The organism is Paenibacillus sp. MER 99-2 (assembly GCF_023714095.1).
GTDB lineage: Bacteria > Bacillota > Bacilli > Paenibacillales > Paenibacillaceae > Paenibacillus.
Map to the genome: position 1 here is coordinate 1185934 of NZ_JAMAUZ010000001.1, position 25582 is coordinate 1211515.

Consider the following 25582-nt stretch of genomic DNA (forward strand, 5'->3'; position numbering starts at 1 on the left):
TGTTTATAAAGTTCGTTTTGATTGCAAAGGATGGTGGAACATGAGAATTAACAAATACATCAGTGAGACGGGTTACTGTTCACGCAGAGAAACCGATCGCTTGATTGCAGCTGGACGAATTACGATCAATGGAGAAGTCTGTGAAAAGGGTGCTGACGTTGAGCCAAGTGATATCGTGCTCATCGATGGACAAGAAATTCCTAGAGAAGAGCGTGAACGTGTATACATAGCACTGAATAAGCCTATTGGCATTGTCTGTACGGCTGCCGAGAGTGTTACGGGCAATATCATCGAATACGTCAATTATCCCTCACGAATTTTTGCTGTGGGTAGACTCGACAAAGCCTCAGAGGGCTTGATTTTATTAACCAATGATGGAGACATCGTTAACAAAATGATGCGCTCTGAGCATAATCACGAGAAGGAGTATACCGTAACTGTTGATAAGCCTCTAACCGCAGAGTTTATCCATGCCATGTCGGTGGGTGTGGAGATCTTAAATGTCGTTACGAAGCCTTGCGAGGTGTATCGCCAGGATGAATTTGTTTTTCGCATCATATTGACACAGGGGCTTAATTTGCAGATCCGCCGCATGTGCAAAGCACTGGGATACAGGGTGCTGAAGCTGGAGCGAGTACGTATTATGAATATTACGCTGGATCATCTGGAACGAGGCAAATGGAGACATTTAGAGCCAGCAGAACTGGACAAGCTATTTTCCCTGTTACAATGATCGACTAGTGGATTGCACAGCTACATGACTTGAACTGTCCACATGACCGGTACTTCTTTTTTCAGATAGATAAGATCCAACCAAGGTTAGCACAACCCCCAGCACGGTTACCCAAGTCAGCGCTTCATCTAGAATGAGTGCAGATGCAACGACTGTGATTACAGGAACAAGATAAATATAAATGCTCGTTTTCACGGCACCAAGTACCCGTACAGCTCGGTTCCAAGTGACAAAGCAGAGTGCAGAGGCTCCTATACCTAGAAACAGGAGATTGGCAAGATTGTTCATGTCGGCGAACCGCATCAGATTGAGATCAAAATCAAACATAAACAAGGTTGGCAGCATGAATACCAAGCCATAGAAGAAGACTTTGCGTGTTGCACCGATCATATGATAGGGTAAAGCGCCGATTTTGCGCATGAGAACGGAATAGACTGCCCAGACCATAGGGGCGAGAAAGGCGAGAACATCTCCAATCGGATTCAGCTTCAGCACAAAACTGCCATTCAGGCTAATGAGTATGATGCCAGATAGTGCAATTGCGAACCCTAGCACAAAGGAGCGATTTAGACGCTCTCCATGAAGGAAAAAGTGTGCAAGCACAGCTGTGAAAAATGGAGCAATGCTGACAATGATCCCTACATTTGATGCAAGTGTGTATGTTAAGGCAATATTTTCGATGAGAAAATAAAGCGTTACCCCGCACAAACCTGCGGCTGCAAATAACATTTCTTCTGTTAATGAGACCAAGGGTATACGTTTGGAATACAGCAGCAACAAAACAACATATCCGATGACGAAACGAAAGAACAATATCTCCACAGGAGTGAAATCGATCAGCAGGAGTTTGGTAGAGACAAATGTTGTTCCCCAGATGAGTATTGTAAATAGTGCAAGCATATGTCCAGTTGAAAGCTGACGTTCATGTGTCATCATATGCTATCTTTGGTAGCGCTGGCGCTAGCTTCATGATTGAAAATGCGTCTATACTGCCGGGGGGTGAGCCCAATCAGTTTTTTGAAAAAATTCGTAAAGTGGCTCTGGTCACTGAAGCCTGTCCGCGTAGCAACTTCAATGGGCAGTGCACCTTGTTCAAGCAGCTTCTTGGCATGACTGATGCGAATCGTTTCCAGGTAGCGATAGGGTGATATGCCTTTTTGGGTCGTGAATAAACGTAACAGGTGGTATTTGCTCAGACCAGTCATCTCGACAAACTGATCCAGCATAATCGGCTCCATATAATGGGCTTCCATGTACTCGCAGATACGTCTGATCTCGGTTGTGAGATCCTGTGACGCTAAGGGAGGCAGGGCATCTGCATGATCTCTTATCAATTGATCTAGTAGCATTAACAATGCTTCTTCCTTATGAAAATCTGATTGACCTTCCAGGATCATCAAATGTAATTCATGTAATGACGTGCAGAGATCACTCTGATACAGCACAGGCTCTGTAAACCGGGGAAGGTAGGCTTGTCCGGTAATTTCCTGCACATATTTTCTCATCACGTCAGGTTGGATATTGATGCATCGATAGTCTAGAGTTCTACCGTCTATCCCTTCACAGGCATGAGGATCCTGCGGATTGAAAATAATGACATCACCACTGTTCAGCATATATTCCTTGTTATTGCACGCGAGATAGCGTTTGCCTTGCTCAATAAAACCAATGACGTAATAGTCATGAAAGTGATTCGGGAATTTCTGCATAATACCTTCGAACTGATAGGCTTCCAATTGTAGTTCTGTATCGTAAACGACGGTTCGGACTTCACGCGTCATATGGTGCACCTTCTTTCTAGTAAGTTATTGATAGTATAAAGGGAGAAGAAGGAATTTTCTTGAATGATATTGCTGTATGAATTACAATTTGAGCATCTTAGATTGTAAACGATTAACATCTAACATGCTATGCTTCAAGGCAAACAAAGGAGGAAAATAACGTGTTTGAACATTTAGTTATTTTTAAGTTTAACGATCAGACCACATTAGCTAAGCAACAGGAGTTTGTAGATCAATTATTAGCGCTAAAAGAGCAGATTCCAGGCATTGTTGAACTGACAGCAGGGATTAACCAGACGGAAGAGACAGACCGAATTCAAGGCTATACAATTGGTTTAAGAGTAACATTTGAAGATCAGCAGGCATTGCGCGCCTACGGTCCACATCCTGCTCATCAAGCATTTGTAGCATCCTTGAATGGATGGATTGAGAACGTCATCGTATCAGACTACCCGCTGTCCAATTAATTAATAAAGATAAGCCAGAAACAGCTAATTTATGGTGTAGACTATGGATTCGCTGTTTTTGTGTTGTCATTAGAAAAGTTGAATCGTTCACTTATTGATAATTGTGATTGGACGATAGTTAGGTTCATCTTTATACTATTTATCATAGTTAACAGCTCTGTATTTACGGGATAAGCATGCAAAATTAAACTAGATATGCTACAGTTTCTACAAGAACATGAGTGCCATGTTCACGATCAATGAATTTCATGCGACTACATAAATGAGCATTGTTTGGTTAGGCAACAATAATACAACAGGAACCTTGTTTTCAAGGAAAAGGAGTGTAGTGATATCATGCCAACAGCAAAGCTTGCGACAGGCTGGAATTTTGATAATAGTTATGCACGATTGCCACAGACGTTTTATACGAAGCAGGGAGCGGGACATGTGCAATCCCCTCACTTAATTATTTTTAATGATACGGTTGCGAGGAAACTTGGTTTAAATACTGAAGCGCTGAACAGTGATGAAGGGGCGGCGATTTTGGCGGGCAATCTCATACCTGAAGGAGCTGAGACCTTAGCTCAAGCATATGCAGGTCATCAATTTGGTAATTTCAATATGCTGGGTGATGGAAGGGCACTGCTCCTAGGTGAACAGATTACGCCTGACGGAGAACGCGTAGACATTCAGCTAAAAGGATCGGGCAGAACGCCGTATTCACGCGGAGGAGATGGACGTGCGGCTGTTGGACCGATGGTTCGTGAATATATTATTAGTGAAGCGATGCATGCCTTAGGCATTCCAACAACGCGAATTCTATCTGTAGTATCAACAGGAGAGACAATTACTCGTGAAACGGAGCGACCAGGTGCGATCTTGACCCGTGTGGCTTCCAGTCATTTGCGTGTAGGTACATTCCAGTATGCTGCAAGATGGGGAACGGTAGAGGAATTACGAGCACTGGCAGATTACACGCTGGAGCGTCACTATTCGTATATTAAGCTGGATGAACATCGCTATCGCTCCCTGCTTGAGGAAGTAATCAAACGCCAGGCATCGCTAGTGGCTCAATGGCAACTGGTTGGTTTTATACATGGAGTCATGAACACGGATAATATGACGTTAAGCGGCGAGACGATCGATTACGGGCCATGTGCTTTTATGGATGTATACAAACCTGGGACTGTGTTTAGCTCAATTGATACTCAAGGACGGTATGCCTATGGCAATCAGCCTTACATTGCAGGATGGAACCTAACGCGTTTAGCGGAGTCGCTATTGCCGTTATTACATGAGGATGAGGATCAGGCTGTGCAAATTGCCCAAGATGCCATCGCCCAATACTCCGATCTGTATCATCAAGCGTGGTTGTCTGGCATGAGAGCCAAACTTGGGTTGTTCAATGCGGAGCCGGAGGACGAAACATTGGTGAAGGATCTCTTGGAAACGCTGGAGCAGGCCGGAGCAGATTATACCAATACCTTCCTGGCCCTAACTTTTGATAAGACTCATCATTCTAATCTTGCTGACCTTGCTCAATTCAAGGAGTGGCATACACGCTGGCAGGCAAGATTGGAGAGACAGCCTCAATCTAGAGATGAAGTACAACAGCAGATGAGCAATCACAATCCAGCGGTCATTCCGCGGAATCATCGAGTGGAGGAAGCATTGGATCGTGCGGAAAATCACGGGGATTTAAGTTTGGTGGAAAAGTTAGTTCAGGTGCTGTCGAATCCATTCGACCATTCAATTGAACGTTCAGAGTACACCGAAGTCCCGGCCACATGTGACACATCCTATCGGACATTCTGCGGTACTTAAGCCTAACAATAAGATTTGAAAAATGGTACCGTCGCACCATACCTAGCGATTATTCCGAAATGAAAAAATTAAGGCTGCCTAAGGGCAGCTTTTTTAATGGAATAGTGTACGAATGGAGGTTAATATATAAAAAGTGAATCAATGTCGCTGATGAGCCTTGAATAATGGAGAGCAATCGTGTATTAAATCGACAGCCATAGGAGCGTGAACATGTCACATTTGCTGAACAAACAAGAAATTGCAGCTGCACTAACTGAACTACTCAATCGCACATCCTTGCCGCCAGAACAGGTAGCGCGTAGTGTTAATCGTTTATTTGAAGAGTTTAAATGGGAGGGTGTGCCTTATGTAGAGGTGGGCAAAACTGCTTATATGGTCACGATCTATGAGCGAGGAATGCCTATGTTGAAGAAGCGATTGAAGCAGACAGACGAAGTTCTATACTGGTTACTGGCAGATATTATTTTTACGATTGCGCATGTTGAACTGATGAAACGGCATGGAGTAGATAATGTACATACATATTTGAAATACACAGAAGCTATTTATGCAGAACTGAACGCGGATGTTCAGAAAGCTTTCCAACAGATTGGTGGAGTCTATCTGCGTTGGCATGAGAGCGGTAAAAGACAGGAGCTTGAACAGAGCTGAAGAGCATAAGCCCTTATCTACTTATGTAAAATATGGACGAGCGTTGTTTCCAAAGCACATTTGTAATAAAATATCTGGAAAATATTGCTGGTAAGTAACGATAGGTGTGTAAAGCATGTAAGGTAGAAGTTACTTGGTCTTGCATTGGCTCTAAGGTTCCGCTATACTGGCTATAATCTAATACATGAACTACGATGATAGAGCGCAGTAGCGGCTTTGTCCCTGTTACAGAAAGTCAGGGGTTGATGGAACCTGATACATACAAGGGCTGCGAATTACACTCTGGAGTATCTTGGGTAATGCCAAGCGGGATGGCGAACGATATTTCGCTATAAGCGGTACAGACAGGTTCGGTTTCGGATGTCTGTGCAAGTTGGGTGGTACCACGGTTATGAATCGTCCCTATGTCAACAGATGACAAGGAGGCGATTTTTTTTGTGTCCAAAAAAGCTGCCCAGATGTGTTTCTTGCTGACTCACGTAACTCATGAGTTGAGGATTATGATACTGGAGAAGGAGTTGTATATTCGTGAATATTATTGATGAACTAGAATGGCGCGAAGCCATTAATCAACAGACGGATGAGGAAGGACTGCGTGAACTGATTGGGTCGAAGTCGGTCTCCTTGTACTGTGGTGTCGATCCTACAGGAGACAGTATGCACATCGGGCATTTGATTCCTTTTATGATGCTCAAGCGTTTCCAGCAGGCAGGACATCGTCCAGTCATTTTGATTGGCGGAGCGACAGGTACGATTGGTGATCCGAGTGGACGTCAGTCCGAGCGTTCTTTGCAAACGTTGGAACAGGTTCAAGACAATGTGAATGCATTGACGGCTCAGTTGAAAAAGCTCTTTGTGACCGAAGGCGACAATCAGGTGCGCATGGTAAATAACTATGACTGGACACACCAGATCAATGTCATTGAATTTTTGCGTGACTACGGCAAGAACTTTAACCTGAATACGATGCTTGCAAAAGACGTCGTGGCGAGCAGACTCGAAGACGGAATTTCATTCACTGAATTTTCCTACCAGATTCTCCAATCCCTCGATTACCTGCACCTGTACAAGAATGAAGACGTACAATTGCAGATTGGCGGCTCGGATCAATGGGGTAACATCACGAGTGGTCTTGATCTCATTCGTAAAAAAGAAGGCTCTGAGGCTAAAGCGTACGGTCTGACGATTCCGCTTATGCTCAAAGCAGATGGCACGAAGTTCGGTAAATCAGCAGGTGGTTCCATCTGGCTGGATCCGAACAAAACAACACCATTTGAGTTCTACCAGTTCTGGGCGAACACGGATGATCGTGATGTTGTGAAATACTTGAAATACTTCACGTTCTTGAGCAAAGAGGAGATCGAGGCCTTGGCGCAAAAAGTAGAGACAGAGCCACATAAACGTGAAGCGCAAAAAGCACTTGCTGAAGAAATGACGAGATTCGTCCATAGTGAGGAGATGCTGGAGCAGGCTAAACGGATTACAGCAGCCTTGTTCAGTGGAGATATTCGCTCGTTGACGGCAGATGAGATCGAGCAGGGCTTCAAAGAAATGCCTACCTTCGAAACGGAAGGCGAAGCCAAAAATATCGTTGACTGGTTGGTAGATCTTGGTCTAGAGCCATCGAAACGTCAAGCGCGTGAGGATATTACCAAAGGTGCTATCTCTTTGAACGGTGAGAAAGTAACAGAGCTGGAGTTCACCGTTTCTGCAGAGAAAGCCATCGGTGGAAAGTTCATCATTATCCGTAAAGGGAAGAAGAACTACAGCCTGGTGAAATTGAAGTAAAAAGCGACATTAACACAAAACCGCCCCCCTTTGATTAGATCAAAGGGGGGCGGTTTAATTCGTTGCTTTGAGCTCAATTAGTGTTGATTTACAATCGCTGTAATCTCTTCATCAAGATCCAGTCGCACATCTTCACGATAAGCTCGAATATTATATTCACTGTGGAGATAACGCAGAATCGCTTCAATCATGTTGGATTCAACCAAAAATTGACTTCGGCCTTGAATCCAGACTTCAGCGGAATATCCTGTATCTTCCTCCCAGCTCAATTCAACGTTAACATCAGTTGGTCGTACACCTTTACGTTCTGCCATGTGAAGGCAAATCGCATTCACAATTTCATCCATGCTCAGAACCATAGGGATTAGTACCGTCCGTTTCTGTTGCGGTCATCATCACGATCGTCACGACGATCATAACGTCCGTCTGCCGCTGGTTTACGGTTGGTGAGCTTTCTGAAGAGTGTCATCGCAAGCATAACAATCAACATAATAGCAGCTACGTTTACGAGCAATCCAAGGATGTTACCCAGTGCTCCCATGCCACCGAACAATCCACCGAACATCAAACCAGCCAAACCACCAAGCATCATGCCTTTCATGAATCCGCCGCCACCGCCGAAGAATCCACCACGGTTTGTTGCAGCTGCTCCTGTACCTGAGTTATTGTTGCTGTTCGATTGACTTACATTGTTATTGGAATCCGATTTCTTAGGAGTATTGCTATAACTTTTCGTACCTGATTTGAAACCGCCGCCACGTCTTGCATCGGCTGAATCTGGGTTAACCACACCAACTGTTGCGAACAGTAATGTAAATGCCATGAACACCATCATAAGATGTTTAATACCGAATTTTTTCTTCATTGTAAAGATCGTAACCCCCCGATTAATGTTGTTGGATTTCTCCATAAAATACAGCCTTACTCAAGTAATACGGTGAACTCACGGAAACGTTTCAAATTCTTTTTAATTTTCCGAAATGACTGGGATCGGGTCTTGAATCGCCGCTTGACCATCTAGTAACTGGGTAACCCAATTACACCATTCAAGGCCAGTTTGAGCGTTCATTAAGCCTTTCTGCACGAGAATATAGCTCCCGAACTCTCGACTCCCCACACGCAAATTATCCTGAGGGATGCGAGATTTCAAATCTTCAAAATAACGTATTCGCTCGTTAAACCAGTTTTTACGCTCATTCAGGATGCGTCTCATGCTTCCGTCCTCTGCAATACCGACACACAATATGCGAAGATTGAATTCATCGCGTGTAACGGGCGCAGTAACGGGAGTGATCATCCATCCAAGCAGTTTTTCAATACCTTTGTCCGTGACTGCGTACATTTTTTTGTCCGGTTTGTCAGACTGTTGCACCCAGCGGGAAGATAATAACTCTTCGTTTTCCATCTTGGACAGGAGGGGATAGATCTGACTATGCTTAGCCTGCCAGTGTGGCTGAATTTTCAGCATCAGATCATAACCTGAAGACTCCTCGCGGGTAAGCAGCCCGAGCAATCCGTAGGAAAGTATGTTCATGCACATGTCTCCTTAATATTAGGGCTGAGCCAGAGAAAACAATACAATTGTAATCTTTGACCGCTTTCATAAAAGTGTACACTGAAACTGTATGGTTTGACAACCTGACAGCTAAACTGTCTTAATTTAGACAAAAAAAGAGTGCGAACCTGGAAGGTTCGCACCCAAAAGCATATGAGAGAGATGTCTACACGCTATACCCATCAGCAACAAGGTCAAGTTTACCCGTATGTGGGTCAATCACCAAGCCATGGACGGGTGCGTTAGGTGGAAGTAGTGGATGTTTCTTAATCACTTCCACAGTATGTTTTACCCCTTCTTCAACACTGTCAAACCCGCGCAGCCACTTGTTCAGGCGGATGCCAGAGTTTTCAAGGGTAGACAATACTTCCTCCGATACACCACGCTCGAGCATATGACCAATCATCGTTTCTGCATGAAGAGAAGCCATACCACATTCCTTATGACCAACTACAACAACTTCATCGGCTTCAAGCTCATAGAGAGCAACAAGAACACTACGCATAACACTACCAAAAGGTTGGGAGATGATCGCGCCTGCATTTTTGATAATCTTTACATCGCCATTTTTCAAGTTCATGGCTTTGGGCAGCAATTCAACCAACCGGGTATCCATACAAGTGATGATAACCATTTTTTTGGTTGGGAACTTACCAGCCGTATACTTTTCGTATTCTTTTGACTCGACAAATGTTTGGTTGTGTTCCAGAATCTCTTGAATGTTGTTCATATCCATTGCCTCCTGTGATTAAATACGATGAGCACGGCCACTTACATTACGTGTAGCTTGTCCTCGCGTAAGCCGTATTGCTTCAATCATTATACTACTAATACCGTCAGCATCTATCATTATTGCTTCATTTTAGAAGCCTAATTCAATTTGCCTCTGTTAAAAGTTGATTATAGCCATTTCAAAAAGTATCATCAATAGGGAAAACTATTAAATTTCGAGAGGTGAGCGTAACAATGGATCAACAAACACTAGAACATTTAGAATCTTTTCGTCTTTTAGTTCGCAAAATCAAAAGTTATCATGAAGCCATTGGATTGCTTCACTGGGATTTGCGCACAGGTGCGCCTAAGAAAGGTGTTCCGACACGCTCCGAAACCCTTGGTATGTTGTCAACCGAAGCTTTCAAGTTGCAAACTTCTGCTGAAATGAAGTCATACCTCGATACATTGACTCAGCCTGACGTATTACAACAACTTGAGGATCTTGATCGCCGCCAAGTGGAAGATTGCAAAAAGGAATACGATCGCAGTCAGTCCGTTCCTCCGGAGAAAGTTCAAGCCTACACTGTGCTGACGGCAAAATCAGAAACGGCGTGGGAAGATGCCAAGCATAACAGCGACTTTGCTGGATTTTCTCCGTATCTTACCGATATTGTTAAACTCAAGCAGGAGTTTATTGACTACTGGGGTGTCAAGGATACACGTTACGATACGTTGCTGGATATGTACGAGCCTGATCTTACGGTGGAGAAGGTCGATGCGGTATTCGCTCGTCTTAAGGATCGTCTGGTTCCTCTACAGGAGAAGATCAATGCTTCCAATCACAAACCGGACACTGCCTTCCTGAATCAGTTGTTTGACACCAAGCAACAAGAAAAATTCAGCTTGTTTATTTTGGAACAGATGGGATATGACTTTGAAGCTGGACGTTTGGACGAGAGTGTTCATCCATTTGCTACAGGGCTTAACCCGGGTGATGTGCGGATCACTACGAACTATTTGCAGGATGATGTTGCAAGTGCAGTCTTCAGTTCATTGCATGAAGGTGGACATGCCTTGTATGAGCAAAATATAGATGATAGCCTAGCTGGCACGCTACTTGCAGAAGGAACGTCGATGGGGATCCACGAATCTCAGTCCCGTCTTTGGGAGAATATGATTGGTCGTAGTCGTCCGTTCTGGGCACGCTATTATAAGGATCTACAGCAACATTTCCCGCAGCTTAGCGAAGTTGAGCTGGAGGATTTCTATCGGGCGATTAACCGTGTAGAGAGTTCGTTAATTCGGATTGATGCAGATGAGCTGACCTATAACCTGCATATTATTATCCGGTATGAGATTGAGAAAATGCTGTTTAATGAAGGGCTTGAAGTGAAGGATCTACCGGAGACGTGGAATGAGAAATACAAGGAGTATCTTGGGATTACGCCGCCGAATGATGGTGTAGGTGTGCTTCAGGATGTTCACTGGTCCGGTGGGGATTTCGGTTATTTTGCATCGTATTCACTTGGTAACATGTATGCTGCACAGATTCTACATACGTTGCGTCAAGAGATGCCCGAATTTGATGCCCACATCGCTGAAGGCAATCTCATTCCAATCAAGGAATGGTTGACGGACAAAATTTATCGTTATGGCAGAACACGTACACCTTCTGAATTGATCATGGCCGTAACGGGAGAAGAATTGAATCCTGATTATCTGGCTGATTATTTGGAAGAGAAATACGCTGAAATATATAAGCTGTAATATAGCTGTAATTCAGAGGCAACAACCATATGAAATCTGCAGGAGCGGGGCGAACAAGCCTCGCTCTTCTTTTGTGTGCAACTTCTTAACCTTTTGCTGGGCTCCCGCATATGGTTAGTAGAGAAACAATGAAAGCCCGATAAGGAGGGGAATATGATGAAATACACGCCCTGGTTCATCCGAGCGATTGTTATCTTGCTCATTGTCATCGTTGCACTCACCAGCTGTAACCAAGAAAAAAATGAGTCCAAAATTACAATAGGCGAGGTTACGCGTTCAGTCTTCTACGCACCAGAATATGTTGCTGTGGCTCAAGGTTTTTTTGAAGAACAAGGGCTTGAGGTGGATATTCAAACGACGGCTGGCGGAGATAAAACGATGGCGGCATTGCTTGCTGGCTCTGTTGACATCGCCCTGGTGGGAGCAGAAACGTCCATCTATGTGTATCAGCAAGGTGCTGAGGATCGGGTCATTAACTTCGCACAGCTGACCCAGACCGACGGAACGTTTCTGTTTGCCCGGGATACAGCGGATACCTTTGACTGGGATCAATTAAGACAGAGCACTTTCTTAGGACAAAGAAAAGGCGGCATGCCGCAAATGGCAGGAGAGTTTGCCTTGAGCAAACATGGAATCAATGCACATCAGGATCTGGAACTGATACAAAATGTGGATTTTGCGAATATTGCGTCTGCTTTTGCATCCGGTACGGGAGATTATGTGCAGCTGTTCGAACCACAGGCATCTATTTTTGAACAAGAGGGACGCGGAAAAGTCGTGGCATCATTCGGAACGGAGAGTGGGAAGCTGCCCTATACCGTGTTCATGACCAAACAAAGCTTCATTAACGAGAACAAAGAAGTGGTTCAGAAGTTTACCAATGGATTGCACAAAGCACAGCTATGGGTTGATTCTCATACCGCAGAAGAGATTGCCGAGGTCATTCTTCCATTCTTCAAGGATATTGATCCAGCGATCCTGATCAGCAGCGTGAATCGTTACAAGGAACAAGGTACGTATGCGACTGATCCGATTATTGATGAGGACGAGTGGAATAATCTACTGGACGTCATGAGTGCAGCAGGAGAGTTGAAGGAGCGCGTAGGTGCAGAAGTCATTGTGGATAATGCGTTTGCAGAGCAAGCTGCGGCATCGAAGTAAGAAGGTGTTCAGGAAAGGAAGTGAACGTTAATGCCTGAATCCGAAACGGTAATTCGACTGGAAGGAATCTCGCAAGTGTATGTTAGTGAACGTGAAGCTTCCTTGGTGATTGAGAATCTGAGCCTTTACGTGAATCAAGGTGAATTTGTCAGCCTGGTAGGCCCGAGTGGTTGTGGCAAAACGACTTTATTATCGATCATCGCCGGTCTGCTTACGCCGACTGCTGGTGAGGTTAGCGTCAAAGGAAGACTGGTTGAAGGCCCGTCTTCCCAGGTAGGTTATATGTTGCAACAGGACTATCTGTTCCCTTGGCGAACCATTTTGGACAATGCTCTACTCGGACTCGAACTTACGGGCAGATTGGATGATCGAAGCCGAATACGGACGCGGGAGTTGCTTTCAGATATGGGGCTTGCGGGTACGGAGAATCAGTATCCTTCCGAATTGTCTGGTGGTATGCGACAGAGAGTTGCTCTTGTACGCACACTTGCGACGGATCCTGGATTATTACTGTTGGATGAACCATTCTCCGCGTTGGATTACCAAACCAAGCTTCAATTGGAAGATCTGGTATCTGATATTTTGAAGGACTCAGGGAAAACGGCAGTGCTTGTAACCCATGATCTATCTGAAGCTATTGCTGTAAGTGATCGGATTATTGTACTTGATCGCAATCCGGGTCGCATCCGCAAGGAGTTTGTTGTTCCGGCGTCAATTCGGGAGGCTCAGCCTTTTTTTGCTCGGGAGCAGGAAGGATTCAACGAACTTTTTCAAGCTTTATGGAGTGAGCTTGAACAGTCCGGAGGAGGTGAGAATATCGAGTGAATCAGGCAAAACGAAAGCTGGAAAACCGCGATGTCTGGATGAAAGAGTTGTATCAAAATCATATCCAGCAGGTAGCGAGATGGCGTCGTCAGGTGCTTGCGGTTCAGTTATCCCTGCTGGTAGGTATGTTTCTTTTATGGGAGCTTGCAGGAAGGATGCGCTGGATTGATGTATTGCTGTTCAGTTATCCGAGTAAAATATTCAGTCAGATTGGCAAGGATGTTGCGAGTGGGGAGATTTGGGCGCATGTTGGGGTTACTGTAGGGGAGACGGCAGTCGGTTTTTTGCTGGGGACGCTCGTAGGAACACTACTTGCTGTCCTGATCTGGTGGTCTCCTTTTCTCTGCAAGGTGCTTGATCCGTATATGGTTGTGTTCAACAGTATGCCAAAGGTAGCGCTGGGGCCGATTTTTATTGTTATGTTTGGTGCTGGTTTTACAGCCATCGTGATGACGACGTTATCCATTACAGTCATTATTACGACCCTTGTGGTGTACAACAGCTTCAATGAGGTGGATAGCAATTATGTTAAAGTGATTCGCACATTTGGTGGGGATCGTACTGAAATTTTCACCAAAGTGGTACTGCCTGCGTCGTTTCCAGCCATCGTGTCTACACTCAAAGTGAATGTCGGCATGGCTTGGGTGGGCGTAATCGTAGGTGAATTTTTGGTTGCGAAACAGGGTCTGGGCTATCTGATTATCTATGGATTCCAGGTGTTTAACTTCACGTTGGTACTGTCCAGCTTATTAATTATTGCTGTTGTCGCCACTGCGATGTACCAACTGGTGGTATATGTTGAACGTAAATTAATAGCAGGACGCAGATCGTTATAGAGGTTGTTCAAAGGTTTATTTAGACTGCGTAATGATATGTATACAATTTCACAAGAGGTGTCACGTTGCCCGAACAGACAAAATCAAGTACCATAAAATTACGATATTCCGCACAGTCCGGAATACAGGTGACAATTGGGATAGAGAGCCTGATGGTTCCGTCGCATGGATTAGCCAGCGTCCTCTTGAGGGCGCGTTGTTGTGACCGGCATGCCTGTGCATGTCGGTTGATGTCGTTTGTCATTTCAATTATAACCGGGTTATGTATCATTCCTTGTTTTTATTTGGGAAAAGCAATGGATTGTTGCAAGTTGTGTAATACTAGACATTATCGTCTGTATCGTTATGCATGCCATCAGCGGGATCTGTTGTGACAGGGGATTGAACGCTTATCAGCGTGCAAGCGTTGAATTCCAGAGGGAGACGAGCTGGCTATGAATTTTTTTCAGCTTAGAGGAGATGGAATGTTAAATGGGTTTTAGGGTAATAAAAACCGCAATTGCAGCGCTAATGGCTGTTCTGATTGCGGATTGGTGCGGACTGCCTGGTCCGACATCAGCAGGATTGCTTGCTATTCTAGGCGTGGATGTAACCAGAAAAAAAAGTATTCGCACGATATCGGCGCGATTCTTCGCTTCAGTCGTGGGTTTGCTGTTTGCCAGTGTGCTTTTTCATTTTCTCGGCTTCCATTACTGGGTATTGGCGGTATACATATTAATTGCATTTCCGGTCATTGTTCGTGCCGGATTCAAAGAAGGCATTGTGACAGGTTCTGTCGTCGTGTTCCGTGTATTTAGCGGTGGAGAAATGGATGTGCACGTTATTCTAGTGCAAGTCGCACTGCTAATGATTGGTCTGGGTTCTGCGATGATCGTTAATCTGGCTTATATGCCTGCTGCGGATCCGCAGATGTTACGTATTCGCAAACGAATCGATGAACTGTTCTCAGTCATTTTCCAAGAATTTGCAGCTACACTTCGTAATCCGAATGAAGTATGGGCAGGTAAGGAGCTTATTGAAGCTGACAAGGCCGTTCTCGGTGGTATTGAAGCAGCAAAGCGCTCGCTCGAAAATCAAGTGATCCATCCTAATGAGGAATGGAGTGTATATTTCTATATGCGGAAAACGCAGCTGGACTCGATCCAGCATATGATGCATCTCGTATCTCAGATATATCAGAAGATGCCTCATGCGGAGATGGTGTCAGAGCTGTTCGATCAGCTCAGTCAGGATGTTCTGACAGAGTCTTATACTGGACGAACCGAAAAACTTCTTGCAGATGTGCAAGAAGAATTCAGGCGTATGGAACTGCCAGATACAAGGGAAGAATTCGAGATTCGTTCTGCAATTCTCCAGCTATGCCGCGAACTCGCGCTGTATCTTAAGATCGCGAAGAAGGACAAAGCGCCGTCACCAATTTCGGATCGTTCTCAATCTACAAATGAATAATAGAAAATAGTTGTCACCCTAGACGGATGCCCTGCATACACTTGTAGTGAATGATTGTATGGAGGAGGTTTAAAGATGTCATTGAGTCATAAACATCAATGTAGAGAGATCATCACGAAGGCGATCTGCGGCAAAGGTCGTAAGTTCTCTACCGTAACACATACCGTGACTCCGCCAAATGGTCCGACCAGTATTTTGGGGGCTTGGATTATCAACCACCAATATGAAGCCGTATCAGCGGGAGATGGGATTGAAGTTATTGGTACTTACGATATCAACATTTGGTATTCCTATGACAAAAACTCGCAGACTGATGTAGCCAAAGAAACAGTGTCGTATGTAGAACATGTGCCTCTGTCTTACCTGGATCCGAAGCACCGGGCTTCCACGGTAGAGGTATCTGCGGAATCAACGCAGGAACCAAGTTGTGTGGAAGCCACAGTATCAGCAGGTGGAGGCAGCGTAATTATCCGGGTGGAACGGGAATTCGCTGTTGAGCTGGTAGCTGAAACTAAAGTTTGTGTGAAAGTGTGCACGGACGGTTGTGGAGATTATGAGGATAAGGACTACGACTATGGCAGCAGCGATGGAGATTATGACGATCTCGATCCCGATCTGCTGGACGATGAGCTGTAAGTTCATCGTACCTGTTGTGCAACTTTAAGGTATCATATGCGCCGGAAGCGGCAACGAAGAGGGCGTAAGCCCTCTTTTTTTATTTTTAATATGATGGCAGCATGAATCTTGGCGAGGTCAAATAAACGTTGAATGTAATGTACTATTGAGCGCGATAAAATTTATCATAAAACTTGTTGAAGGGAGGGGACAGGATGAATGTGCTTGAGGAAGCGGAGGAGGCTGTCAGGCGGTACCAGGAGATGCTCTCTAGTGAACGCATCAGGCGGCTGGAACAAGTAGGCATAGAAGTGGCTTCGTCACAAGAAAAGCAAAGGCTTAAGTCTGGACTACGCGCTCGTTATGAGGTGGAGATATGCTGTCTTCAGGCTATTAAAATTAAACGAAAAGATACAAGTGGTATGAACAGTTCGCAGGAAAGTGTGCTTGATCGTGACGCAGCATCCACATTGTACAAACGCATCGAACGGTTAGCGGTCAAAACATTGTATACGCTTGGATTAGATCATGGCTCTGTAAGGCTTGAGGCCTCTGGTAAGAGCGGCTGTGCAGTAATCTCGATTGATCCCCGTCCATGGAAAGGGATGACAGATCTCACAACCCTGTATCGTGCAGGTTGGAACGAGCTTCAGACAGCGTTGGATGAAGAACGCCGTAATCAGGTCGTTCCGGTACTCGGGATGGATCCAGAGTTCTTGCTTGTACAGATGCCAGAATCCAAAATCGTTCCTGCCTCCCGATTTCTAGAGCGTTCAGGGCTTGCCGGGTGTGATTCAGTGACAATCGGTGGTCGACGGATCTATCCTGTCGCAGAGCTGCGTCCATCTCCAAGCGCCGAGCCACGTGAATTGCTGACCCATTTGCTTCGAGCCTTCAATCTAGCCTCACGCAGCATAACCGATCACTCGTTGATATGGCAGGCTGGGGGGATGCCGCAACGAGGTTTACCGCTTGGAGGACATATTCATTTCAGTGGGATTACCTTAAGCGGACAGTTGTTACGCACTCTGGATAATTACTTAGCGCTACCGCTTGCTTTTTTACAGGATCCTCGGGGAGATGGGCGGCGTCCACGTTACGGAGTTCTTGGGGATTTTCGTGTAAAGTCCTATGGTGGTTTCGAGTATCGTACACTCCCAAGTTTCTTGGTGTCTCCGTTAGTTGCAAAAGGGGTCGTTGCTCTAGCTCGTCTCATTGCAGGCAACTTTCTGAATTTACTTCAGCGCCCCCTGGCTAAAGCGCATGTTCACACGGCTTTTTATGAGGGAGACCGGGATGTGATGCAGAGATATATTCCTACGCTTCTGGATGACCTGACAAGACTGCCTGGATACGAAAAGGTAGAACGATACGCAGCGCCCCTCATTCGTCAATTGAGAGAAGGCAATACATGGGATGAGAGTCGAGATATTCGCAAACTCTGGAATATTCGAGCAAATCATGAAGAATGAATATTTTTTTGTTATAATAAGATTCGATCAGGTTCGGATTTAGCTACGGAAGATTAGGCATGGAAGCAACTTACAGGGTTATGGAGCAAACCAAAATACAAGGCGGAGGCATGATTAGATGCTTTACCGCCTTATTGTTCCTTCAAGAGGTCGTTCAAAGTGTGCCAAAAGAATACGCGTTGTAAGGATCGGTGCTCACCCTGACAAGTAAAAGCAAACGGATGGAGGATATTCATGGCTCAGTATACGCCAATGATTCAACAATACTTGCAAGTTAAAGCTGAAGCACAGGATGCTTTTCTTTTTTTTAGATTAGGTGATTTCTATGAAATGTTCTTCGATGATGCAATCAATGCAGCTCGTGAGCTTGAAATAACATTAACCGCACGGAATGGCGGTACAGAAGATAAAATTCCGATGTGTGGCGTACCCTATCATTCGGCTGACAATTACATACAGCGTTTGATTGAAAAAGGTTATAAAGTAGCAATCTGTGAACAAATGGAAGATCCAACCGTAACAAAAGGGATGGTACGCCGTGAGATTGTGCGTGTCATTACGCCCGGTACTGTTATGGAAGGTAAAACACTCGGTGATAAAACGAATAACTATATGGTGTGTTTAACGGGAAATGCCAATACGCTGGCTTTGGCGGCGTGTGACTTGTCAACAGGGGAGTTGTACGTCACATCCGTTCCGTACTCTGCAGAGTGGCTTAAGGATGAGATTGGTATCTACGAACCTTCGGAATTCGTGGGGGATGCTGCCTTGCTTGATGTCGTTGCAGCCCAGTCTTCACCAATTGGTCGGCCGGTAGTATATACGCCATGGGTGAAGAGCAAAGGGGATCTGGTGCGACAGCAATTCGGTGAAGCGGTATGGGCTCGTCTGGAGCCAGAGCGTCAGGAATGTATTGCCCGCCTCTTCTCTTATCTAAGTGAAACGCAGAAGCGTTCGTTGGGTCAGCTCACACAGATTTCGACGTATGAGCCAGAGCATTATATGATCCTCGATCCGTTCACCAGACGTAACTTGGAGTTGGTAGAAACGGTGCGGGAACGATCCAAAAAAGGTTCATTGCTGTGGCTACTAGACCGGACAGAAACGTCGATGGGTGCACGTATGCTACGTCGCTGGATTGATAAACCGTTGCTGCAAAAAGGCAAAATTAATGAGCGGCTTGAAGCGGTGGATACGCTATATAACCAGTTTATTTTACGTGAAGACCTTCGTGCGGAGCTTAAGGATATCTATGATCTGGAGCGTCTAGTCGGGCGAATTGCGTTTGGCAATGCCAACGGGCGGGATCTGAATGCACTGAAGCACTCTTTGGACAAAGTACCGCGCTTGCGTCAGCACTGTGCAGACTCGCCGTCTCGTACTCTTCAACAAATTGCACAGGTGATGGACGATTGTGAGGATCTGCGTGATATCATCGGGCAGGCGATTGTGGATGAGCCACCCGTATCGGTACGAGACGGTGGATTAATTCGAGCAGGATATCATGAGCGGCTAGACGAGCTGCGAGAAGCTTCAGTGAATGGTAAGCAATGGATTGCGGAATTGGAAGCGAGAGAGCGTGAAGCTACCGGCATTCGTTCACTTAAGATCGGATATAACAAAGTGTTTGGCTACTATATTGAGATTACCAAATCGAATCTTGCTGCCCTGCCAGAGGGGCGTTATGAGCGGAAGCAGACTCTTGCGAATGCGGAGCGTTATATCACACCAGAACTGAAAGAGAAAGAAACTTTAATTCTCGAAGCGCAGGATAAGATGGTTGATATCGAGTATGCTCTATTTACGGAACTACGGGACAAGCTCAATTTAGAAATTGCCAGATTGCAGAAGCTGGCTGAACAGGTGGCCGAGATTGATGTGTATCAATCCTTCGCAGCCATCAGTGCGGAGCGTAGCTTTGTTAAGCCTACAATAACGGATGGGTATGATCTTGTCGTTGAACAAGGTCGACATCCAGTGGTTGAAGCAGTAATGCGAGACGGGGCGTTTATCGCCAACCAAACCGCGATGAAGAAGGATGAGGCTCGGATTCTGTTGATTACTGGTCCCAATATGGCTGGTAAGAGTACGTATATGAGACAGGTGGCACTCATATCCATTCTAGCGCAAGTTGGATGCTTCGTTCCTGCTGGACAGGCGGAAGTACCCATAATGGATCGGATTTTCACTCGAATTGGTGCAGCGGATGATCTGATCGGTGGTCAGAGTACATTCATGGTGGAAATGGCTGATATTCAGGTCATGACGGAGAAAGCAACACCAAGAAGTTTGATTATTATTGACGAGTTGGGACGAGGCACTTCCACAAGCGAAGGTATGGCTATTGCCCAGTCGGTTATCGAATATGTACATGATGTGATAGGATGTAAAGCGCTTGTATCGACTCACTTCCATGAACTTGCTCATCTGGAGGAAAGCTTAGACAAGCTGGCGAACTACTCCATGGCAGTTCAAGAAAGTGGTGACAAAGTCAACTTCCTGCGTAAACTCATTGCTGGTGCGGCAAGCAGCAGCTACGGGATTTATTGCGCACGGTTGGCAGGTCTGCCGGACAGCATTATTGATAGAGCCAATGGACTGCTTCATGGGTTTGAACATGCTGCCGCTCAGGTCGCTGTAGGAAGTGAGACTATAGTCAAGCTCAGTGAGCGTGAGGTTTTCTCCAGAGAGGACACAGCACGGATCGATACTTCTTCGATCATCCGTGAGGAAAAAGCATCTTTGGAGCTAAACGAATCTGTCGAAGGGTCTAATCAACGAACCGAACAGGAGAACAAAAGAGGTAATAAGGGGCAATCTAGTCATAAGTCTCCTGAGGTTGTGCAACTGTCTATTTTCGGGGATGAAGAACCGAGTGTAGCTCAGACTCCAGTTGTCCAGGAGATGGATCAATCTACGAAGGAATTCATTCACCATATGAAAGACATTGATGTCATGAATATGACGCCACTTCAGGCAATGCAAGTATTGAATGAACTCAAATTAAAGGCGCAGCAGTTATCCTGAGAATACGGGAGGGGAGAAACCTGTGGCGAAAATACATGTATTGGATGAACATATTGCGAACCAGATAGCAGCAGGTGAGGTTGTTGAGCGTCCTGCTTCTGTGGTGAAAGAGTTGCTGGAAAATGCGGTGGATGCCGGAGCTACCAAAATCGAGGTTGCAGTCGAAGAAGGTGGACTTCTCAGCATTCGCGTTAAGGATAATGGATCAGGCATAGAGCCTGATGATCTAGAGACTGCTTTTTACCGTCATGCTACAAGCAAAATTACCCATGGGCGTGATCTATTTCAGATTACCAGCTTAGGGTTCCGCGGCGAGGCTTTACCCAGTATCGCGGCTGTTTCTAAGGTTGATGTACTGACAGCGAGTGGAGATGATGGTCGAGGACGTCGCATTATCATTGAGGGCGGAAAGCTCACTTCACATGAGGATGCGACATCACCACAAGGCACGGAATTTGTCGTGAAGGAGTTATTTTATAACACACCAGCGCGATTAAAATATATGAAGACCATTCAGACCGAGCTGGGACATATCTCAGACGTATTATATCGTATGGCGATGTCTCATCCTCATATCTCATTTACGTTGCGGCACAATGCCAATGTGTTGCTGCAAACGCTAGGTAATGGCGATCTGCTGCAGGTCGTTGCCGCCATTTATGGAACAAGTGCAGCTAAGGCGATGTTACCGATTGAAGGAGAAAATCTGGACTATCGCGTGAGCGGATTAATCAGTCTGCCAGAGTGGACGCGTGCTAATCGTGGTGGGATGTCAACGATTGTGAATGGGCGCTTCATTCGAAATTATGGTCTTAATCAGGCCATTCTTAAGGCATACCATACCTTGCTACCTATTAATCGTTTCCCACTCGTGGTTATTCAACTGGAGATGCATCCATCACTAGTGGATGTGAACGTGCATCCAGCCAAGCTTGAGGTGCGTTTCAGTAAAGAAGCGGAATTATACGAATTTGTGGAAGCAACGGTGCGTGGTATATTACGGCAGGAAGTTCTTATTCCCCAGGTCAAGAAGCAACAGATTAGACGTGGAGACGATAGCTCTTTTATTCAGGAACAGTTCCTATTCCCAAGAGGACCGGTTAAGGAATACGGAGATACAGAAGGGCATCATCAGCAACGAACCGCAGGAGATGCATCTGCACACGAATCGAAGCTTGGATCAGGCAATGGATCGGGGACTATCTCAAAGCCCATCTCGGGGACAATCATTCCTTCTGAGGAGGATGATCTAGATGCTCCAGCTGATGTTCAACCTGGTGAGGCTACTGAACTCGTGAACCAGTTAGCTCCGCTGCCTGAGGCACCACCTGAACAGGAGGCTTCATATGACCCATATGCTTCGTTAAGTTCGAAAGGTGCTGTACTGGAGCAGGAGAGCGAAAAGCACAAGCGAGACGTTAATTCTAGTTCACCACCATTACAAAATGATCCAAATGATAAACCATCTGTTAATCAACATCGCTCTACAGATTATTCTGTTAGAGAGACGCGTTCATCCTACACTCCGAGTAATACTGCTAAGGGAGAACGGAGCTGGAGAAGCTCCAGTCTACCGGATACGGCTAAACTGGCTTCTGCCATTCAATCTAATAGCTCCATGCCTGCATTTCCTGATCTTAGTCTGATTGGGCAGCATCATGGCACGTATCTTATAGCGCAGAACGAAGATGGACTCTATCTGATCGATCAGCACGCTGCACATGAACGAGTGAATTACGAGTATTATTATGAGAAATTTGGCAATCCAGCAACAGCTTCACAGGAGTTGTTGTTACCCATTACGCTGGAATTTACGCCATCGGAGACGGAAAAGCTGAAAACAAGACTGGCATGGTTTGAACAGGCAGGTGTTTATTTAGAGCACTTTGGCGGACAGACTTTCCGAGTGCGCTCGCATCCTTATTGGTTTCCTAAAGGGGATGAAAAGGACATCATTGAGGAAATGTCCGAATGGGTATTGAGTGAACGAAGCATTGATGTGGCGAAAATGAGGGAAGCTGCCTCGATTATGTGTTCGTGTAAGGCTTCCATTAAGGCGAATCAAAAGCTGACTGATCAGGAAGCGGAAGTGTTGATTCAGCGGCTGGGTTCATGCCGGCAACCGTACACTTGTCCACATGGTAGACCGATTGTAGTTTCATTTTCAACCTATGATCTGGAAAAACTATTCAAACGGGTAATGTAATCATTTAGGAGGAAGTTATGTATATTACAACCGGTGACACGGAGGCTACTTCTCTCGTGGAACGGGCACGTAAGCTCGCACAATCAACAGGCGGAACTTATGTGCCACGCAACAGAACATCATTGGCAAGAATGCTAGAACGGTACGGAGTCAATGAGATTCTTGTTGTACTGAAAGGTAGAGCGCGTTTATTTCGCAAGGACGCACCCCAACTGGAGTTTCATCCAAGTATGGGGTTTGTTCGTGCGAAGCGTGTGCTAAGGGGAGAGCCTGACCCTATGCTTGAAGCAGGATTGGTGTGTGAAGGAGATACCATTCTAGATTGCACAGCAGGCTTAGGTACGGATGCGATGGTTTTCTCTGTTGCTGCTGGCAAAAGTGGACGTGTGATTGCATGCGAAAGCTCACCAGCCCTTTACGCATTGTTAGTGGAAGGCATGTCTCATTATGAGAGCAATCAGCCCGCGGTAGATGAAGCCTTCAGACGTATTGAGCTCCATCATGCGAATCATCTGGAATTACTCCGTTCGCTGCCTGACCGAAGCTGTGATACGATTTACTTTGATCCGATGTTTCGTGAGCCAATGATGGACTCCAGTGCCATCCAGCCTCTACGAGAGTATGCGAACGCAAATGCTTTAGCGGAAGAGAGCATTGTTGAAGCAAAGCGAGTGGCGCGTAAGCGGGTTGTTATGAAAGAAAAGCGCGGCAGCGTTGAGTTTACGAGGCTTGGATTTGAGGTACTCGATCGAGCTAATGCAAAAACACTGTACGGAGTGATTAATGTTGAAAGTGGAAGCTAAGCCGAGATTGCTTGTATTGGTTGGACCAACAGCAGTAGGCAAAACAAGAATGAGCATTGAGCTTGCCAAGGCGTTTCATTGTGAGATTATCTCAGGAGATTCCATGCAGGTATATCGCGAAATGGATATTGGCACGGCTAAAATTACCGAAGACGAGATGCAGGGCATACCCCACCATCTAATTGATATACATGAACCGGAATATCCTTACTCTGTGGCAGAGTTTCAGGAAAGTGCTGCACGTTTAATTGGAGAAATTCAAGGACGTGGCAAGCTTCCGTTCATTGTAGGCGGAACCGGGCTGTACGTGGAATCGGTATGTTACGGATTTCAGTTCTCGGAAAGCGGCTCTGACGAAGTATTTCGCGAAGAACAATTTCGTTATGCGGACCAACATGGGCCTCAGGCGCTTCACGATAAATTAAGAGCAGTCGATCCTGTGAGTGCAGATCGTTTGCACATGAATGACCAACGAAGAATCGTTCGGGCGTTGGAGATCCATCATTTAACGGGTGAGAAATGGTCAGATCAGCTTGCTGCTCAAAAGAAAGAGTCACCATACGATCTAAGTATCATAGGACTTACGATGGATCGTGCGAAGCTGTATAGCCGGGTAGAAGAACGAATCGACCTCATGATTGAGCAGGGCTTGGTCGATGAAGTGAAATCCTTGTTAGATCGTGGTGTTGCCAGAGGGCATATTTCCATGCAGGGGCTTGGCTATAAGGAAATTGCTGCATATCTGCAAGGTGAAGTGAGCTGGGAAGCAGCGGTGGAATGGTTGAAAAGGGACACCCGTCGATTCGCCAAACGCCAATTGTCCTGGTTCCGTCACATGAAAGATATCGAGTGGGTCGATGTGACAGATACTGAAAATTTTGCAGGTAATCTTGAGCAAGTGTCTGGATTGATTAAGCAGAGATTTAGTTGATTTTTGGAAAATTACGGGTTTTTAAGTAGGGCTTTTGAACCTCTCTCTTTTGATAAAAAGAGGGAGGTTTTATTATTTTTATGATTAATAACGAGATGTAATTATTAAATTGGTTGTAAAATAATAACATAAATAATAAAATGGACATAGTTTACAATTAAATGAGGTGCTTTTTCCTCCGGTGTGAAAGGAATGATTCGAATGGATTTTGAGCCATCTGATGTGACAACCTTATATATATTTTTCTCAGGTTTATTTGGGATTAGCTTTGCAATAGCAGGCTTGGTTGCTCTAATCTGGGCAATTATTGTGTTATCCAAGACCAATACATATTTGAAACTACTTATTGAGGATCGAAGAAAGCGAGATGATAGTTCGCAGAATCAGCATGCGACAAGTTTGAAAGAAGAACATTGGAATCCAGAAGAAAAGCGTTAATAATCGAAGGATTTGTCCCTCTTTTGTAAAACTGACAAGCGGTGTATAATGGATAAGTCTTCTAGTTATTAATGTGCTTGTAACAAGGTGCAAAATAGCAGACAAGGGGTTTTTGTGGATTATATGAAACTGTTCATGATATAATAGCACGAAAGCTACTCAGCGATATTGAATATTACTCAATCACGAATTCAAATGAACCAATGGGGGTACGGCTAATGAACAAGTCCATCAACATCCAAGATACGTTCTTGAACCAACTGCGGAAAGAAAACATTCCTGCTACGGTCTATCTGACCAACGGCTTCCAAATCCGCGGAACGATCAAGGCATTTGACAATTTTACGATCGTCATTGACAGCGACGGACGCCAGCAAATGGTCTACAAGCACGCCATCTCCACGTTCACGCCGCAACGCAGCGTATCGCTGATGCAGCAAGACAACAACGGCGAAGCTTAAAAAATTACGAAACCTTTTTAACAACCATTTCGTCTACATGTATAGGAATTGAAGCAGAGCAACCTGAATAAGGGTTGTTCTTTTCATTCCGGGCAA

The 25582-nt window shown here is 45.3% G+C and carries 24 protein-coding genes and 1 other annotated feature; of the genes, 18 read left to right on the forward strand and 6 right to left on the reverse strand.

Annotated features, from left to right (window positions below):
- The first annotated feature begins 40 nt into the window (after positions 1–40).
- Complete coding sequence (locus M3636_RS05395) at positions 41–733, forward strand: pseudouridine synthase (RefSeq protein ID WP_128101701.1); 693 nt, start codon at positions 41–43, stop codon at positions 731–733.
- On the opposite strand, the gene M3636_RS05400 is transcribed toward M3636_RS05395, so the two are convergent.
- Together M3636_RS05400 and M3636_RS05405 are read right to left on the reverse strand one after the other, a co-directional pair.
- The gene (locus tag M3636_RS05400; protein ID WP_251382489.1) at positions 725–1666 is read right to left on the reverse strand and encodes a DMT family transporter; all 942 of its coding nucleotides are present in this window, start codon (positions 1664–1666) and stop codon (positions 725–727) included. The genes M3636_RS05395 and M3636_RS05400 overlap by 9 nt on opposite strands.
- Positions 1666–2514, reverse strand: a complete 849-nt coding sequence (locus M3636_RS05405) for an AraC family ligand binding domain-containing protein (protein ID WP_251381489.1) — start codon at positions 2512–2514, stop codon at positions 1666–1668. Before M3636_RS05405 ends, M3636_RS05400 begins: the two co-directional genes overlap by 1 nt.
- A 161-nt stretch (positions 2515–2675) precedes the next feature.
- Here M3636_RS05405 and M3636_RS05410 point away from each other — a divergent pair, with 161 nt between their 5' ends.
- From M3636_RS05410 to tyrS, 4 genes are all read left to right on the forward strand, one after another.
- Positions 2676–2981 carry a Dabb family protein gene (locus M3636_RS05410; RefSeq protein ID WP_145411237.1) on the forward strand — a complete coding sequence of 102 codons (306 nt, stop codon included), beginning with the start codon at positions 2676–2678 and terminating at the stop codon, positions 2979–2981.
- Positions 2982–3317: 336 nt separating this feature from the next.
- Positions 3318–4787, forward strand: coding sequence for a protein adenylyltransferase SelO (locus M3636_RS05415; protein ID WP_145411236.1), 1470 nt, complete (start codon positions 3318–3320; stop codon positions 4785–4787).
- A gap of 210 nt (positions 4788–4997) precedes the next feature.
- Positions 4998–5438: an Imm63 family immunity protein gene (locus tag M3636_RS05420; protein WP_128101705.1), complete on the forward strand. Its 441-nt coding sequence runs from the start codon at positions 4998–5000 to the stop codon at positions 5436–5438.
- Between the two features lie 185 nt (positions 5439–5623).
- Positions 5624–5845 (forward strand) — a binding site (T-box leader).
- A 121-nt stretch (positions 5846–5966) separates the two neighbouring features.
- Positions 5967–7226 carry a tyrosine--tRNA ligase gene (gene tyrS / locus M3636_RS05425; RefSeq protein ID WP_251381490.1) on the forward strand — a complete coding sequence of 420 codons (1260 nt, stop codon included), beginning with the start codon at positions 5967–5969 and terminating at the stop codon, positions 7224–7226.
- Between the two features lie 77 nt (positions 7227–7303).
- On the opposite strand, the gene M3636_RS05430 is transcribed toward tyrS, so the two are convergent.
- The 4 genes from M3636_RS05430 to M3636_RS05445 form a co-directional block, all read right to left on the reverse strand.
- Entirely contained in the window at positions 7304–7585 is a 282-nt protein-coding gene (locus M3636_RS05430; protein WP_128101707.1) for a YxcD family protein, read from the reverse strand.
- Between the two features lie 5 nt (positions 7586–7590).
- Positions 7591–8091 (reverse strand): hypothetical protein, encoded by a 501-nt coding sequence (locus M3636_RS05435; RefSeq protein WP_128101708.1) that lies wholly within the window; start codon positions 8089–8091, stop codon positions 7591–7593.
- Positions 8092–8193: 102 nt separating this feature from the next.
- A complete protein-coding gene (locus tag M3636_RS05440; protein ID WP_145411232.1) occupies positions 8194–8760 on the reverse strand; it encodes a PadR family transcriptional regulator in 567 nt (188 codons plus the stop codon).
- 187 nt (positions 8761–8947) lie between these two features.
- Positions 8948–9511: a beta-class carbonic anhydrase gene (locus tag M3636_RS05445; RefSeq protein WP_251381491.1), complete on the reverse strand. Its 564-nt coding sequence runs from the start codon at positions 9509–9511 to the stop codon at positions 8948–8950.
- A 236-nt stretch (positions 9512–9747) separates the two neighbouring features.
- Here M3636_RS05445 and M3636_RS05450 point away from each other — a divergent pair, with 236 nt between their 5' ends.
- The 13 genes from M3636_RS05450 (at position 9748) to hfq (ending at position 25486) form a co-directional block, all read left to right on the forward strand.
- Entirely contained in the window at positions 9748–11262 is a 1515-nt protein-coding gene (locus M3636_RS05450; RefSeq protein WP_251381492.1) for a carboxypeptidase M32, read from the forward strand.
- 156 nt (positions 11263–11418) lie between these two features.
- Positions 11419–12423: an ABC transporter substrate-binding protein gene (locus M3636_RS05455; protein ID WP_251382490.1), complete on the forward strand. Its 1005-nt coding sequence runs from the start codon at positions 11419–11421 to the stop codon at positions 12421–12423.
- A 30-nt stretch (positions 12424–12453) separates the two neighbouring features.
- Entirely contained in the window at positions 12454–13248 is a 795-nt protein-coding gene (locus M3636_RS05460; protein ID WP_251381493.1) for an ABC transporter ATP-binding protein, read from the forward strand.
- Between the two features lie 38 nt (positions 13249–13286).
- Positions 13287–14084, forward strand: a complete 798-nt coding sequence (locus M3636_RS05465; RefSeq protein ID WP_128104433.1) for an ABC transporter permease — start codon at positions 13287–13289, stop codon at positions 14082–14084.
- Between the two features lie 471 nt (positions 14085–14555).
- Positions 14556–15533, forward strand: a complete 978-nt coding sequence (locus tag M3636_RS05470; RefSeq protein WP_145411227.1) for an aromatic acid exporter family protein — start codon at positions 14556–14558, stop codon at positions 15531–15533.
- A 75-nt stretch (positions 15534–15608) separates the two neighbouring features.
- Positions 15609–16169 carry an outer spore coat protein CotE gene (locus M3636_RS05475; RefSeq protein WP_145411226.1) on the forward strand — a complete coding sequence of 187 codons (561 nt, stop codon included), beginning with the start codon at positions 15609–15611 and terminating at the stop codon, positions 16167–16169.
- Between the two features lie 194 nt (positions 16170–16363).
- Positions 16364–17620, forward strand: a complete 1257-nt coding sequence (locus M3636_RS05480) for a putative amidoligase domain-containing protein (protein WP_251381494.1) — start codon at positions 16364–16366, stop codon at positions 17618–17620.
- A gap of 234 nt (positions 17621–17854) precedes the next feature.
- Positions 17855–20647, forward strand: coding sequence for a DNA mismatch repair protein MutS (gene mutS / locus M3636_RS05485; protein WP_251381495.1), 2793 nt, complete (start codon positions 17855–17857; stop codon positions 20645–20647).
- 22 nt (positions 20648–20669) lie between these two features.
- Positions 20670–22853 carry a DNA mismatch repair endonuclease MutL gene (mutL, locus tag M3636_RS05490; protein WP_251381496.1) on the forward strand — a complete coding sequence of 728 codons (2184 nt, stop codon included), beginning with the start codon at positions 20670–20672 and terminating at the stop codon, positions 22851–22853.
- 17 nt (positions 22854–22870) lie between these two features.
- The gene (locus tag M3636_RS05495) at positions 22871–23656 is read left to right on the forward strand and encodes a class I SAM-dependent methyltransferase (RefSeq protein WP_251381497.1); all 786 of its coding nucleotides are present in this window, start codon (positions 22871–22873) and stop codon (positions 23654–23656) included.
- The gene (gene miaA / locus M3636_RS05500) at positions 23637–24587 is read left to right on the forward strand and encodes a tRNA (adenosine(37)-N6)-dimethylallyltransferase MiaA (RefSeq protein ID WP_483311500.1); all 951 of its coding nucleotides are present in this window, start codon (positions 23637–23639) and stop codon (positions 24585–24587) included. The genes M3636_RS05495 and miaA overlap by 20 nt, the downstream gene beginning before the upstream one ends.
- A gap of 201 nt (positions 24588–24788) precedes the next feature.
- Positions 24789–25025: a hypothetical protein gene (locus M3636_RS05505; RefSeq protein WP_251381498.1), complete on the forward strand. Its 237-nt coding sequence runs from the start codon at positions 24789–24791 to the stop codon at positions 25023–25025.
- A gap of 218 nt (positions 25026–25243) precedes the next feature.
- Positions 25244–25486: an RNA chaperone Hfq gene (gene hfq / locus M3636_RS05510; protein ID WP_056689929.1), complete on the forward strand. Its 243-nt coding sequence runs from the start codon at positions 25244–25246 to the stop codon at positions 25484–25486.
- Positions 25487–25582: the final 96 nt, after the last annotated feature.